Consider the following 16,344-nt stretch of genomic DNA (forward strand, 5'->3'; position numbering starts at 1 on the left):
ATTTCGTAACGAACATGCTAGCTGTTCATTTATATATTTTTTAACGGATACATTAAAAAGGGATGAGCAATGCCCATCCCTTTTTAGTCCTTTATAAACTACTGGTTAGTTTTCCTGCAATTCGTTCTTTAAGCTTCTAAAGTCAACAGGCACTAATTTACTTACACCTGGTTCTTGCATTGTAACACCATATATTACATCAACAGATGCCATTGTTTGCTTATTATGCGTTACAATGATAAACTGTGAGTTGTCGCTAAACTGTCTGATCATTTTGGTAAACTTTCCAACGTTAGCATCATCTAAAGGAGCATCAACCTCATCCAGAATACAGAATGGTGCCGGCTTAATTAGATAAATAGCAAACAAGAAAGCTGTAGACGTCAATGTCTTCTCTCCTCCCGATAGTTGCGTAAGTGTACTTGGCTTTTTACCCTTTGGTGAAGCGTATATCTCAATACCGCTATCTGCAACATTTTCAGGGTCAGTAAGTCTCAAGTCACACTTATCTTCTTCCGTAAATAAAGCCTTAAATACAGTTACAAAATTCTCTCTTACCTTATCAAAGGTGTCTTTAAATTTAGCATTAGCAGTATTTTCAACTTCTTCTATAGTAGCCATCAATGAATCTTTGGCACTCACAAGGTCATCTTTCTGCTCTACTATAAAGTCATGCCTTACTTTCATTTCAGTAAAGGCTTCTATTGCTGTTGGGTTTACTTCACCCATATTATCCAAACGCTTCTTTAAACGCTCTGCCTCAGCAGTTATTTCGTCTACTGTTAGCTCTGTGGTCCTATCTTCATCCAGCACTTCGTCAAGGTTCACTTTAAACTCTACCTTCAAGCGCTCCTTCATTCCTGCCAGCTGTAGCTTCATATCTCCCAGCTTATCTTTTATAGATGCTAGTAGCGCTTCCACTTGTTCCTTCTCTCTTCTCTTTTGATTGACCAACCCTTCACGCTCTGATATTTCATTTCTGAACTGATAATAAACCCTGTCCTTCTCATTCAACACAGACTCATCAGTTTCTTTCTGCTTCATTAGACCATACAACTTATCATCTCCTTCTGTAAGCGTAGAAGCTGTTGTATCTAACTCGGCAGTTGCCTGCGTCAACTGTTCTTTATTCGTCTCTATCTGCCTGATCAAGTCATCTAGCTGATTGGAACGGAAAGCTAACTCCTGTTTTAGGCTTTCTATTTTACTATGCTGACGAGTATATTGTATGTTCTGGTTATTATAAGCCTCTGTAGCTTTGTTGAACTCTTCTTCTACAGCTTTAAAACCACTCTCCTCTTCTTCAATATGCTCTTTTAGGTTAGCTAGGTTTTCATTGATATCCTCTAATGCCTCGCGAGTATCTCCTATTTGCTCTTGAGTTTCTTGCAACTGATCTTGCAACTGATTGGTACGCTCAGCTCCTGTCTCATTAAGATGCTCGTAGTTCTTAACCTTATCTTGAAGATTTACACTTAAATTCTCCAATCGATTAATCTCTCTCTTGGTTTCCTCAATTGCCTTATCATTCAACTCTTGGTTGAAACCAGTAAGCATTGTATGTGTGTCAGCAATTTGCTGCTTAAGTGATGCACTAGATTTAGTAAGTTCTTCTATCTCTGTTGCAAGACGCTCTAAGTTCTTAGCACGTCCTATCTTATTACCTTCGAATAGCCCTACAGAACCTCCACCAAAGGTATACTTACCTCTTATTTGTTTACCACTCTTTGATACTATTACGTTACCATTTTGCAGTCCTATGTTAGCTATATCATCATCGCTTTCCGCGATATAAACATGCCCTAACAAGTGCTGCGCCAATGGCTTATAGCGGTCATCAATGTTAATGACACTTAATGCCGGTATAACACCTTCCGGATCATTATGGCTTGCCGCCTGATAGGTTTCGAACTGACTGGATATAAAGAAGTTGGCTTTACCCTTTTTATTTACATCCAACAATCTCACTGCTTGAGTTGCTTCCTCTATGTTGTTAACCACATAATAATTAAGATAACTATCTAGCAGGTTTTCTAAAGCAGAACGATATTCATTCTGTACAACAAACACATCGGATAATAATGGAGCATCACTGTTCCACTCTTTGTGTTTACTTAAGAATTTAATACTATCAGGATACCCTTCCAGACTTTCAACAAGCGACTTCAATAGATCATGCTCGTTAGACTTGGAGTCTAGCTTTCTATTTTCATCTACAAGTTGCGACCTTAGGTTTTCTACAAACTCTTGGCTCTGTAATATTTTCTCTTTTACAGCTTCATGCTTGTCTACTAGCTCTTCAAGATGACCTTTCTTTTCTTCAAGCTGTTTTGCTGTATCTGCCCCTTCTTGTTGCAACTGAGCTATCAGCGAGTTTCTTTGCTCCTTCTCTTCTTGCACTTGCTGCAAACTTCTTTGCAAGTTCATTACAGAAGTATCTGCAATCGCCACTTTCTTCTCAGCGTCAAACTGGTCTCTTTGCTTCTGCTGATATGTAGCACGTAATGCTTCTAGCGCCTGCTTCTTGTTATCAAAAGCTACACGCTTTTCATCAACGGCATTCCTGTTGACTTCTAATGTTTCTTTTAGTTTGCTTTCTGTAACAGTTTCTTCTTCTATTTGCTTTTCAGAGAACGCTATTGATTCTTTAAGCTTACTTAGCTGCTCATCTGCACCTGCTAAGAACTCTTTCAAACTCTGCTCTCTTTCTTTAAGATGATCTATCTTCTGGGCTGCAAGACGTTTGTCACTTTCCAACTGGCGAATTGTATTTACCAGCTCATTAAACCTTTTCTGGAGTCCATTCAGCTCTTGCTCCTTCTCTATTAGCTTTACCTTGTCCTCTTCAAGACCTGCAGCATCTGTATTTAACTGTGTCTCTAATGCCGTCTTTTTGTCCGACTCATTATCCTGTTGCTCATTAAGCTCCTTATACTGATCGTTAAAGTGTTCTAATGATGCCTTCGCTAGCTCTACACTGATCTCTTTGTAGTCCTCTTTTATTTTAAAATAACGTTCTGCTTTCTTTGCTTGACTTTCAAGCGTTCTTAGGTTATTGCCTATCTCGAATAACAGATCCTCAATACGTGCTAGATCTTGCTCGGTAGCATTCAGTTTTAATGCAGCTTCTTTCTTTCTGGTTTTATAGATAGAAATACCCGCTGCTTGCTCCAGCATCTTACGACGAGAGTTATCCTTGTCCTTGATAATGTCATCCACCATTCCCAATTCAATGATTGCGTAGGAGTCATTACTAACACCTGTGTCAAGGAAAAGGTTATGGATATCTTTTAATCTACACGCTACATCATTCAGACGGTACTCGCTCTCTCCATTCTTATAGAATTTACGTGTAATGGTTACTGTTGTAAACTCTGTAGGCAATAAGTTACGTGTATTCTCAAAAGTAAGAGACACCTCCGCCATACCGGCAGCATTACGCGTACGAGAGCCATTGAAGATCAGGTCATCCAAACTATCGGAACGTAAAGACTTTATCTTATGCTCACCTATCACCCAACGTATGGCATCCACAATATTTGACTTACCACAACCATTAGGCCCTACTACACCAGTTATAGGATGGTCTAACGCAACATGGGTTTTGTCTGCAAAGGACTTGAACCCTTTTATATCTAACGATTTTAACCGCAAAGCAATTTTATTTTATGAGGAGAACAAAAATATACATTTCAACCGTTAGAAAGGGAAATATATAATAAACTCTATATAAAATGTGGGTAAGTCGGGGAATACATTATTACAGAGCGTAATACTTTACTCTATTGGCTTAGGGAAACCATTCAATTCTGCGTAATCTTCTCTGAGATCGTAGATATGTTTTAGCTTCTCCTGCTCTATTTCGTTGTATTGCAAAATGCCTAAATATGCATTTTCCATATCTTCTTTTGAGGTATTTTCATCAAAGCTTTCAAACACAACAAAATGACTATCAATCATTTTTAACTCGAATTCTAAAAACTCCAGTTCCGCCTTTTGTAGCTCCTCAGAGCCAGCGATCGGTTTCATTGCTTTTAGCTTAGCTATTTTTTTATTGACATAACCCACCAATTCTTCTCTAGCATTTTTCATATTAGAAAAATCTAATGTATTTACAGCTATCAACAACTCATCACCCCAAATTTTGCCCTGACCAGCCAAAGAATCATTAATAGCAGCTATTTCTATACTCCTTTGCATAGCTTTTTCCTGCTTGTCAAAGTCGCAGGAAGCTACAATTATTGTCAATATGGCTACTAGTATGAGTGAAAAACGGCTGGGCATGAGTTAATTTTATACCTAAAATATCATATATGTACTGTATATCGTAACAGTGAGCATAAAGTTACAACGATTTTAACATCATCTATGTAGCAATAGGCTTTTCTAACTTTCAAACTGACCTATCATACCCTACCTTTGTGCTCAGAAACGATAATATTATGGGTAAAGTAGCGATAAATATAGCTACCGGCAGTTTGCAGAAAGAAGAAACTATTGTTGGTATAGACTTGGGGACAACCAATAGCCTGATAGCTATTGTAAGAGAAGATACAAAGCAGCCTGTGGCGCTACGTGAAACTGATGGGCTGGCTCTGGTACCAAGTATCATACATTTTGATGAACACGATATGCCTACCGTTGGTAATATGGCGAAAGCAAACTTAATTACTCAACCAGAGCGTACTATCTATTCTGCCAAAAGACTAATGGGTAAGTCGTATAAAGATGTAAGTCACCACTCTGACTATTTCGCCTATAAGGTTTTGGATGATGATACCGACTCTTTGGTAAAAGTACAAATAGGAGATAAATTCTACTCTCCTATTGAGCTATCTTCATATATCCTTAAAGAGCTAAAAAATAGAGCAGAGCATATTTTAAAAACGCCTGTAAACAAGGCTGTTATCACGGTGCCTGCCTACTTTAACGATGCACAGCGACAAGCTACAAGAGATGCGGGCAAGCTGGCAGGACTAGACGTATTACGTATAGTAAATGAACCTACGGCAGCGAGCTTAGCTTATGGTATGGGTGTAAATCCTGATGAGGAGAAAACCATTGCTGTATATGACTTAGGTGGTGGTACTTTTGATATCTCCATACTGAAGATTACTAATGGTATTTTTGAAGTTCTTTCTACGCACGGCGATACTTACTTAGGCGGAGATGACTTAGATCGTGCACTAGTACAACACTGGTTAAAAGCGCTTGGGCTAAAGGAGGAAGAACTTAAAATGCACAAACAACTAGTGCAAGAGATAAGGGTGCAAGCAGAAAAAGCAAAAAAACACCTAAGTGCTAATGATACTTTTGAAGGTGAAATAGCTGGAGAAAAAGTCACCATCAATAAAGAAGATTTTAACCAACTCATACAACCACTTGTAGACAGAACTATAGATGCTTGTAAGAGCGCTATAAAGGACGCAGGTATTACCACAGGTGATATAGACGCTATTGTTATGGTAGGCGGCTCTACAAGAGTACCATTAGTAAAAGAATCGGTAGCCAACTATTTTGGCCAACAAGTTTTTGATGAGTTGAACCCTGATGAAGTTGTAGCACTTGGCGCTGCTGTACAAGCAGACATACTTGCGGGTAATAATACAGAGATGTTATTGCTGGACGTTACGCCACTTAGCTTAGGCCTAGAAACTATGGGAGGCCTGATGGATGTGTTAATGCCTAGAAATTCCAAGATCCCTAACAAGGTTGGGCGACAATATACTACCCACAAAGACGGACAAGGCAGTATGCGCATCTCTGTATATCAAGGGGAGCGTGACATGGTTAAAGACAATAGAAAACTTGCTGAATTTAACCTAACAGGAATACCTGGCATGCCAGCGGGGTTACCTAAAGTAGAAGTAACATTTATGATAGATGCTGATGGTATTCTTAAAGTAAGCGCTAAGGAACTTCGTAGTGGTGTGGAACAAAGCATTGATGTAAAACCCCAATACGGATTGACTGATGAAGAGGTGGAAAAAATGCTAATGGACTCTCTTACTCATGCTAAAGAAGATGTAAAAACAAGAGCACTTGTAGAAGCTACTACCGAAGCAGAACAAATGATAAGCACAACAGAAACTTTCTTAGAGAAGCATGCCAGCATTTTAAAAGAGGAAGAAGTAACACTTACAAAGCAACAACTAGAAGTGTTAAAAACAGCCATCAACGCTCAAGACAAGGATAAAATACAGAAAGAGACAGAGCAGCTAAACGACGTGACCAGACCATTTGCAGAACGAGTAATGGATGTAGCTGTAAAAGATGCGATGCAAGGCAAGAAAATCTTATAAATACAAAGCGACATTACTTTTTATACAAAAGCCCCACGATGTGGGGCTTTCTTTATTTCATTACTACTTGCACTGTTTCCTTTGTGCGTTGTTCTAGCAATATATGCCTTCCTTTGGTCAAGTCGGCTAGCATACCGTGTGTATAGTGCCTGATCGTTAACAGGCTCACATCTTCATTGTCAAATACTTCATAATTCTTGCTCAACAACTCTAACAGTTGAGCTAGTTTCCTTTCCTTATGGTCTATACAAGCGATGAAGCTAATTGCTTGGTTTTGCATCAGGTTTACTTTGATATTCAACTGGTGCAGGATGCCATATATTTCGCTCAATTTATCTTCAGTTATAAAAGAAAAATCCTTTGCTGTTACTTGCAGTAAAAGTTGCTTTTTCTTCAATACGATCAATGGTGGGTAGAACAAATTACTCACTTCACTACGTATCACACTACCTTTTAAACTCCTATCAAGGAAGCATTTTACATATAGAGGGATATTATTATTCTGTAATGGTTTAATTGTTTTAGGGTGTATTACCTGAGCACCATAATAAGCCATCTCTATGACCTCATGATAGCTGATCGCCTCTATCTTAACCGTATCTGAAAACTGCTTAGGATCTGCATTTTTCAACCCCTCCACATCCTTCCATATTGTAACACTATTGGCATTTAGCATGGCTGCAAAAAGTGCAGCAGAATAGTCCGACCCTTCTCTACCTAAGGTAATAGATTCATTATCAGAAGTAGCGCCGATAAAACCTTGCGTGATCACGTTTCTGCCCTTTGCTATTAGAGGAGCTATTACATTTTCTGCTTGCTTCTTCGAATAGTCATAATCAACTCTGGCATCTCTATAAGTATCATCAGTACGGATAACATCTCGTACATCTACCCAATCAAAACCTTGTTCTTCTTGCTCTAGATACAATCCAAATATCCTTGTAGAAAGCAACTCTCCTATACATACTATCTGATCGTAAGAGTAGTCAAATCTATTAGCATCTGCGTCATCTACTGCCCATTGCAATTCTGTAAAGAACACATCCATAGCTTTTTGAGCCTCCGTCAAATAATTACCTTCCAATATCTCTGCTGCATAATTCAAATGTTTTTGCTCCAGCTCTTTTACCAATGCCTGTGCTTCCTGTTTCTTACCCTTACATGCCTTGTTTACTATTTCCTCTAATGCATTGGTTGTTTTACCCAATGCTGATACAATCACCAAGATCGGCTTTTCCGCCTCTTGTATGATAGGCAGTAATGCCTTCATTCTTTCCGGGTTGGCTATTGATGCCCCACCAAATTTGTAAACAAGCATGTTTATTTTTTTATTAGATACAAAAAAGGCTTACCTAATTGGTAAGCCTTTGATTAAATATGTTGTACTACATAACACACCAGGCCTACCTTGCGGCAAGAGGTTTTATTGTCTTATATAGCTTTTTTATCATCATTTGTGGGCAAATCTATAATAATTCTCCAATACTCCAAAATGGTTATTCAAATAACTCCGCCAAACTACGAGGTCTTAATTCAGGTAACCAGATGAACCCCTTGAGTTTCATCTTAGTAAGGTCAACATCTTGTAGTGGTGTCATCTTTTGTTTTACTTCCTGCTCAAACACAATACTACTTATGGACTGCTCTTTCATTCTCATCCTCATCCTCATTCTCGCGCTTGTGGCTTCATTAACACCTATATATGCACCACTTTCGTCTACGGAGTAGTAAATGGTTTCTACATTAGGTTTTACTAATATTTCCTTAAGCGCATTTTTCTCAAAATAACCCGTCAATGTTTTACCTTGAACCTGATCATAAAGTTTTGCCTTATCTGGGCCTGATTGAGATATAACAAACGCCTTACTAGGAATGTACATTTTACTCAACTCACTACTGTCCATATACAACAGAATGGTATCACCTGTTATCTGGCTTTTTCTAGACCATAATACAGGCTCATACATTAAGCGCATTGCAGAGTCCTCATCCGAATAGCTCATACTATCACACTTACCCTGTAAGGAATCTGAGTAGATAAGCACATTATGATAGCCTGTAAGGTATCTTTTACGAGACTTGTCTATAGACGTAGAGTCCAGTGTTTTTATTACTTCCTCTTTTTTCTTTTTCCCCCTACCTTTTTTTATAATTGTCGTAACGGTATCTGTAGCTAAGGGAATAGGTGCCGAGAAAAAGGTATCTGCTCTTATAAAAAGGCTATCATCTCCGCTATTCTGTTTCAATACAGGCTTTATAGTGGCAAGTGTGGTTTTTCTTTTTTCATTCACATCTGCTCTACCGCAATAAAGTGTAATGTTTTGTGTAGTATCTATTGCGATCACATCACCTTGTGCTAAACCTATACCTTTCTTTTTATCATAATCTATATAGTCAGCTTCCAAATACTGTTCTTCACTTTGTGTAGAAGAGCGGCATGGGAAATTTGCTAACTCTAAAATAGTATTGTAAGTACCACAGGTTGTTCTTAATACTGACTTATCACTTGTAACTACTGAAGGTGCAAAAAAGCTTACTATCTTACTCTCTGTATTGTAACCCATTTCATCCGACACTACTTCATACTCTGGGTCATAGACCATAACATCTTCAATAAAACGTGCATCCTTTGTTCTTAAGTTATACTCACCACTATTGCTGGATAATGTAGTCTGACCACTTTGCAGTGTACCGCCTTGCGCGTAGGTTCCTACCTTGGTCTTCATATTATAGGTCACTTCTTCCGACCATAAGTTATCCTTACCATCTGTAAGACTTACATTTCCTTTCATGTAAGCCATCCTTGTGTTACCTGTATATTTCAAGTAATCACTAGCTGCTTCTGTGCCATCGGGCTGTTTGATATACACATCACCAAAAGCTTCTACATTATTTGTTTCGATGTTTAAATAGGCACTATCACAATACATCAAATTCCCCTCTTGCTCCAGCTCTACATTACCTACCAGTTTGTTGAAGGCATTAGTATCTGTTTCTACATACTCTCCGTATTCTGCATGTACGATATTTATATCCACCTTTTTTGAGGTGTCTGATTTACTTTCTTGCGCAGAAAGGTCCATCACCAAAAAAATGGAGACAATTAGTAATAAATACTTCTTTATATGTACTGGTATTATCAACAGTAGTAGGCTATTTGATGCTGCTAAAGACCTAGTCTTTTCTCTTTTTGCCAAAGATGTTGACATTAATATATCTAGAAGGATGTTCGTTCAAATCTGTCATTAAGACATTCAGTGTCTCTAGTGTTTCGTTCAAGTTCTCGTATAGTTGCTTATCGTTTACCAATAATCCTAGCGAGCCTTCAGTACCATTCATCTTCGCAATAACAGACTGTAACTCTTTTACTGTTTTCTGCAAGTCCTTTACTGTCTGCTCTATTGGTGCACCTGCCAGTTGCTTGGTAGTTTTTTCTGCATTCTGGATGATGTTGGTAATCTGTTTGTTATTCTCTGCTATATTACCTGTAATACTATTGGCGTTCTTGATTATAGAGGTAATATTCTCACTCTCATTATTCAACTTTTCAGCAAGCTGAGACAGGTTATGCATACCTACATCTAATGACTTTGTTGTACGAGACAGGTTATTTGCAGTCTCTTCGTTCAAGATACCGCTCAACCCTATCAATACTGTGTCTAATGATGCAGCAACATGCCTTACTTCCACTATTAAAGGAGATAGCTCTAAAGACAAATTATCTATTAAACCTGCATCTACTACTGCTTTTAACTCTGATTCATCTTCCAGCAAAGCAGTACCCGTTCCTAAGTTTAATCTTATCACCTTGGGGTTTAGTAGATCTACAGATGCTAATTCCGCTGTAGTACCTACAGGTACATCCACATCCTTACTTACAGCTATGGTTACCTTTATCCTTTCACCATTTCTATATTCAATATTAGAAACACGTCCTACTTTCAAGCCCTTTACCTGTACAGACGCAGACCGCTGCAACCCCTGTATTTGGTCGTAATAGATATAATATTCATTTTCACCGGATAGTATGTCAGCCCCTTTTAAGAAGTAAAATCCTAAAAAGAAGATCACTAAAGCGATAGATACCAATAAACCGACCTTAGCTTCTTTTGAAAGTTTCATAAAACAGCGTGCGTTTGCAGCAAAAGTAATAAATGACTAGCAATCTTAGCCCTAAAACAGCCTATTTGTTAAGTTATAACAGAATAATAGGAATATCTCTAGAAGTCAGTACCTATTGAAAAATGCAATAACGGTTTGGTCTTATTATCATCAATATTCCATCCAGAATCTAATCTTAAGAAATAACCAAACACCATAGTTCTGATACCTGCACCATAACCAATACCAAAACCTTTTGATTTATCATCTACTGTTATATTCACATTGGTATTCGAAAGGCTTAAACTATTATTCAGATTATCTCCATTAGGCCACAATCCTGCCCAAGCCGACCCCATATCTGCAAATACCACTAATTGTAAGTTTCTCAAAATTGGCGACTGTATCGGTCTTTTTAAGAACGTAGTTAAAACAGGTAGTCTAAGTTCTGTATTTACTACTCCAAAAGAATTACCATTCCATGAGTTCTGCTCATACCCACGAAGGTTGGTTGCTAGAGTTTGGAAGGCATACTGCTCTACTGGCGGACGAATAGATGTTTGTGCATTTTTAGCTCCTAGCCAGTTATCAACACCTCCAACAAAGTACAATAGCTTATAATCACCACCAGAATGGGCAAATGCTGCCCTGGTAGCCCATGTAAAGTTTTTATATAGCTTTTTATAGTAGCGCATATCTGCACCTATATTATATAACCCTCCAGCTTTTTCCGTCAACTTGTAGAAATATTCTCCATACACTTTGGCACGAACACCTTTGTATATATTCATGGTCGGCGTTACACTATTATCAAACACATATTCCGCTCTACTCAATATCCAATATTGGTTGGGGTTTGGCGGGTCGAAAGATAAACTCAACGTGTCTTGAGACTTAAAGTTCAGCGCATCTCTTCTAACACCAAAAGTCATTCTTATACTACTTCTTCTACTAAAAGGATAACTGGCATATCCTTGTATTAGATCTGTAGAGGTTTTCCCTATTTGCTCATTAGTGAAGAACACATTACCACTACTATCGCCATAGGCTACATCATAAGTTTGAGAACGTTGCGTTCTTAAATATAAGATTGACCAGTCTACCCTACGCTTGTAGTTTTCGTACTGTAGAAAATAACTAGTACCTGAAAAGTTAACCGGTAGTCTTACACCCCCGGTCACTCTATAGTCTTCCATCACATCATCTAAACTTACCGTTATCATACCACCCAAACTTGGGTTTACAAAAGTATTAGCATTAGCTCCTGATGGTTGATATCTATTGAACAGCACACTATTATCGAGACGAACAGAGAAGAAATCTGGCTTGAAGGCTAGTTTGTATGGTGCAGCTCTCATTTTTATATAAGAGCTATCCACTCCTTTTGTTACAATTACATCCTCATCATCCTCCTCTTCCACGCTAGGCTCTTCATATGTTTCTTCAGGTTTCTTTTTTACTATTTTTTTCTTTGGTTTCTTTTCATCTTCAAATTCTGACTGGAAGATATTACCACTTCGTAGTATTGGCGTGTCTTCTTGTTCTTCTATTTCTTTTTGGACTTTTGGCTTTATATTAAGCACACTTTTTGTTTTACTCTGTTCTGTTCTTAATAAATTAGTAGGTGCCAGAACAGGGGATGGAGCTTCTACGTTAGGTATTTTTAGAGGCTTATAGAATACCTTATAATGAGACCCATCTCTTATAATATATGCAGCTTTATTAGGCCCAGGATTGTATTGATGAGTAATAACATTACTAGGAAAATCCGTTACAGGTGTTGATACTGCTTTTAACTTACCGTCACTGCCTGTTTTCACCGTTATTACATATTGGTTCTGGATGCCGTTTTTGTCATACAGATAAGCATAATGATCTGTTCCATACTGTATCGGTTGTTTTATCTCACCACCATTAACATCTGTCAGCTTTACCAACTCTTTACTACCGGTAATACTGTTGTAGAAATAAATATTCATAGGGCCGTTGGGCAGTTCATTCACCCCAATTGGAGCCTCTATATTAGATGTTGTTCTGTTGGAAAGGAACAGCACCCCCTTTCTCGACCCACCACTTACAAACCATGGCTGCAGGTCATCCCAAGCATCGTCTGTAATATTCTTCATACGCTTTCCTTTAATTGTGAACTCGTATAGATCGGTTTGACTCTTTTTTATAGCCGAGAAAACCAGTTTGTTGTCATCTTCCATAAAGGTCATACTCAAGAGTCTGTCAAACCTATTATTAGGAATGACATAATTCTCTATCCTGGCTTTTAAAGAGTTGTATACCCTTAATCGGGTTTCTCCTTTTCTTATATAAAGTATAGCTAGTTTATACCCTGTACTCGACCATGTTATTAAAGGATAGTCTTGGTCAGGTAACTCGTTATAATCTTTCACACCACCTTCCAAAATTACTGATACTACTTCTGCATTAGTTGCTTTTTGAATATGCACTTTGTATTCACCGTCTTTCCATGTAACATATGCGACATCTCCACCATGTGGAGCTACAATTATATCTCTTAATATAGAACCATCTTGAGGCACTTTCACCTCTGTTAACAATGTAGAGTCAATTTGTTCTCTAACTGCTTCATCCTCTGCATATATGTTATTGTAGAATGCTATCGTTGAGTCGTAGGTTTGCCTTACAGTCTGTCCCAAGGTCGATTTTATACCGTGAGTTAAACTACTTTTTAGCTGCATGGTATACACCACATTCTTCATTGTATGCTCTCCATATCTATCTGATAAATATTTCCAAAATGCTTTACCAGCTAGTTCAGGATTCTTTTCAGCTAACTCATAAAACCCTTTATCCGGATGTGTTTTTAGTAAGTTTTTCCACTCACTACTACTCTCTGTATCCCATCCATCTACTAAGTAAGAAATAAAACCATAAACTGTCCATTCAGGCAAATTTACAAGTACTGCATTCCTAACCATATCTCTAATATTATCACCAAAGAGCATCTTCTCCATGATCACTCTAGAAACACCTTTTCTTATTTGCCTACGCAGATCAGCATGTTCACCTGTAAAATATACTACGAGTTTATCACCAACTATATTTAGCGTTCCAGCAGGAATACTTTGCAACTGTGAATCATATTTTCTGCCAATATTCCTCTGTCTATACTCATCGTAAGAGTTATATAGTATGATATTGAACCTATTGGGGAATTCACCACCTAGCTTTTTCTCTATTAAACTAATATCATTTTCAACCTGCTCTGCAACATACCTTGCCAATTCTTTACCCGCTCTATCGTAGTTATATATTCTGAAATGCTTTGTTTCGTAATATTTCCATTTATAATTGCGGTATTGAACGCGATTTTGTCCAAATATTTCCAAATTTGCTTGTGCCGCCGACTCTACTGTACTACCAATACACAAGCATAATAACAGCGTTGAAAGTATATACTTATTTTTACCTAATAGCTTCATATAATTCTATCCTTAACCTTATTCTTACAAAACTGGAAGAAGTCCTATTTTTGCCTGAAATAGTATTCTAAATTACTGAAAAAATCAGCGTCAAACATGTTATCTCTGCAATCATTCACTTTTAATCCCTTTCAGGAGAACACTTATATTATACATAACGAAGAAAAGCATTGTTGGATTGTAGACCCTGGTATGTATAATGCTGCAGAATGTGCGATTTTGTCGAAATACATCAATGATACTGACCTTATTCCTCAGGCTATTATCAACACACATGCGCATATTGACCATATCTTTGGTGTTGATTATGTGAAGGAGACCTACAATATCCCTTTTGGTATACACAAACTAGAACAACCTGTACTAGATTCAGCAGCGGGTTCTGCTGCAGTGTTTGGTTTAGACTTTAAAACCGCACCTAAACCAGATTTTTACATTAGTGACATACCTAACTACCAGTTGGATAATGAGTCAATAGAGATAAGACTTGCTCCAGGACACTCACCTGGTAGCATTATATTCTATTCTGCTGCTGATAATTGGCTAATAGGAGGAGATGTGTTATTTGCTGGCAGTATAGGTCGTACAGACTTACCTGGAGGTAGCTATGATACCTTGATCAACAGCATCAAAAACCAGCTATATACATTGCCGGATGATGTAATAGTCCACTCAGGTCACGGTCCTGCTACGCAAATAGGAATCGAAAAAAGAACTAACCCGTTTGTACAAGGGTAGTTTACTCGTGTATTACTAATTTATCCCCTTTTAGTATTGGTAGAACTGGATGTAAATCAGGAGTAGCGCAATATTCCATATCATGCTGTAACCCAAAAGCTGATAAACGTAAATAATGTGCTGAATCCCTTAAATAGTCTATTATGCTTCCTTTGCTAATACAGTCATTGTATAGTAATGTTGTAGCCCTTACACTATCACAATTGTCTTGAAAATGACTACGGATACGTGTAGCTACTGCCCCAGCAAATAACGCATCTTCTAAATTAAATCGGTCTTTCCAACCAGCACATGCCAACAATACATTCTGCTTTTGTTCTAGTAAATAATCACAAACCGCACTTAGGTTTAAAAAAGAGCCTGTTATTATCTCACTAGAATCTTGCACCATGTGTAATAGTCTAGTGCCATTAGTCGTTGTTAGTATCAATCTCTTACCTTCTACAAATGATCTAGGGTATTCTGAAGGAGAATTACCATATTCTAACCCTTCTGCTATTTGTCCGTTTCTCTCTCCAGCAGTAATACTATTATCTGTAGCCTTCCCAATAGCAATACACTCTTCTACGGTAGCTACAGGCAAAACATATTCCGCACCATTATGCAAAGCAGCTGCAATAGTTGATGTAGCACGGAAAACATCTATTATAACAACAATAGTATTCTTCGTGTCAAATAAATGTAGTAGGGAGGGAGAAAGGCAAACTTCTAGTCTTGGTGCTGTAGCCATTTTATTCAAAAGTCATTTATAAAACAGAGCCGCTAAAATTAGCGGCTCTGCATATTTAAATTAGATATATTCTGTTATTAGTAAACCCACATATCGTGCTCTTTGTTGAATAACTTTTCAGCTGCACGTTGACCTTCATATAGAGCTTCTAGATCAGACATAAACTGACTTCTATCTCTGTAACTCATGTCAAATGGATTACTTGTTTTAATGATACGGCTAGAGAAGAAACGACCTTCGAAGAAATCATTCCAAGTCATTCTTGCTACATCATTCTCTGGGTTAAATACCTCATACTGAGCCAACATTGGACGCATTTCTGGGTAGTACAACCAGAAGATAGCTTGAGAACCGCGGAAAGTACCGTCTTCATTGTATCTATCCTGTATAGGAGCAATACCTAGTATTCTAACTATCATTCTACCTACGTTACGATCAAATACTACATCTTCTTTAATTCTGTACTTAGTAACAACCTCAGGGTTGAACTCTCTACTAGTGATCACCATCTGAACTTCACCAGATACAGGGTCAGTTACATAAACGGTATCAGGCTTACCTATAAGGAACTCCATGATCTGATCCTTAGATAAGGCATTAGAGAAACGATCATCAAGGTTAGAATATGCTTTTATCTTACCTTTTTTAACAGCGTCAAGAATAATCTCTATGAAATATCCACCACCGCTGAACTCGTCACCAGGGAATTGGAACGCCATGTTCTGCTTCTCTCTAATATCGATTTCACGCCAAACTCTTTTCTTCCACATTACATCGGCTTCGCGAAGATATTGCCAATCCAAAACTTTATTGATATGTGGTACTCTATCGTACACACCGTCAAGTACTAATGATGGTTCCCATCCTTCTTTAACGGCTTCATTCGCCTTGAAAGATTCCCCATCAGCAGTATTGAATTGTTGGGCAAATACTGCGCTACCAGCAAATAAGAATAGTGCTGTAGCTGCTGCAACTTTGTATAATTTAGGGATATTCATAATATTCCTTACTGATTTAT

General features: G+C 37.9%; 10 protein-coding genes. 2 read left to right on the plus strand and 8 right to left on the minus strand.

The window, feature by feature from the left end; all coding sequences use genetic code 11:
- Nucleotides 1-105: 105 nt before the first annotated feature.
- Both smc and R2800_09085 read right to left on the minus strand, forming a co-directional pair.
- Nucleotides 106-3,654: a chromosome segregation protein SMC gene (gene smc, locus R2800_09080; protein MEZ5017192.1), complete on the minus strand. Its 3,549-nt coding sequence runs from the start codon at nucleotides 3,652-3,654 to the stop codon at nucleotides 106-108.
- 123 nt (nucleotides 3,655-3,777) lie between these two features.
- On the minus strand, nucleotides 3,778-4,284 hold the full coding sequence (locus R2800_09085; protein MEZ5017193.1) for a hypothetical protein: 507 nt from the start codon (nucleotides 4,282-4,284) through the stop codon (nucleotides 3,778-3,780).
- Nucleotides 4,285-4,442: 158 nt separating this feature from the next.
- On the opposite strand from R2800_09085, the gene hscA reads away from it, so the two are divergent.
- A complete protein-coding gene (gene hscA / locus R2800_09090) occupies nucleotides 4,443-6,302 on the plus strand; it encodes a Fe-S protein assembly chaperone HscA (protein MEZ5017194.1) in 1,860 nt (619 codons plus the stop codon).
- A gap of 52 nt (nucleotides 6,303-6,354) precedes the next feature.
- Here hscA and R2800_09095 read toward each other — a convergent pair whose 3' ends face one another.
- From R2800_09095 to R2800_09110, 4 genes are all read right to left on the minus strand, one after another.
- Complete coding sequence (locus R2800_09095; GenBank protein MEZ5017195.1) at nucleotides 6,355-7,620, minus strand: aspartate kinase; 1,266 nt, start codon at nucleotides 7,618-7,620, stop codon at nucleotides 6,355-6,357.
- A 178-nt stretch (nucleotides 7,621-7,798) separates the two neighbouring features.
- Nucleotides 7,799-9,499: an OstA-like protein gene (locus R2800_09100; protein ID MEZ5017196.1), complete on the minus strand. Its 1,701-nt coding sequence runs from the start codon at nucleotides 9,497-9,499 to the stop codon at nucleotides 7,799-7,801.
- Entirely contained in the window at nucleotides 9,477-10,424 is a 948-nt protein-coding gene (locus tag R2800_09105; protein ID MEZ5017197.1) for an MlaD family protein, read from the minus strand. Before R2800_09105 ends, R2800_09100 begins: the two co-directional genes overlap by 23 nt.
- 98 nt (nucleotides 10,425-10,522) lie before the next feature.
- Nucleotides 10,523-13,858, minus strand: a complete 3,336-nt coding sequence (locus R2800_09110) for a hypothetical protein (protein MEZ5017198.1) — start codon at nucleotides 13,856-13,858, stop codon at nucleotides 10,523-10,525.
- A 96-nt stretch (nucleotides 13,859-13,954) separates the two neighbouring features.
- Here R2800_09110 and R2800_09115 point away from each other — a divergent pair, with 96 nt between their 5' ends.
- Nucleotides 13,955-14,596 (plus strand): MBL fold metallo-hydrolase, encoded by a 642-nt coding sequence (locus tag R2800_09115; protein ID MEZ5017199.1) that lies wholly within the window; start codon nucleotides 13,955-13,957, stop codon nucleotides 14,594-14,596.
- A gap of 1 nt (nucleotide 14,597) precedes the next feature.
- On the opposite strand, the gene R2800_09120 is transcribed toward R2800_09115, so the two are convergent.
- Together R2800_09120 and gldN are read right to left on the minus strand one after the other, a co-directional pair.
- A complete protein-coding gene (locus R2800_09120) occupies nucleotides 14,598-15,326 on the minus strand; it encodes a 2-phosphosulfolactate phosphatase (protein ID MEZ5017200.1) in 729 nt (242 codons plus the stop codon).
- A 77-nt stretch (nucleotides 15,327-15,403) separates the two neighbouring features.
- Complete coding sequence (gldN, locus tag R2800_09125) at nucleotides 15,404-16,324, minus strand: gliding motility protein GldN (protein ID MEZ5017201.1); 921 nt, start codon at nucleotides 16,322-16,324, stop codon at nucleotides 15,404-15,406.
- Between the last annotated feature and the right edge of the window lie 20 nt (nucleotides 16,325-16,344).

The organism is Flavipsychrobacter sp. (assembly GCA_041392855.1).
Taxonomy (GTDB): Bacteria; Bacteroidota; Bacteroidia; order Chitinophagales; family Chitinophagaceae; genus UBA5543.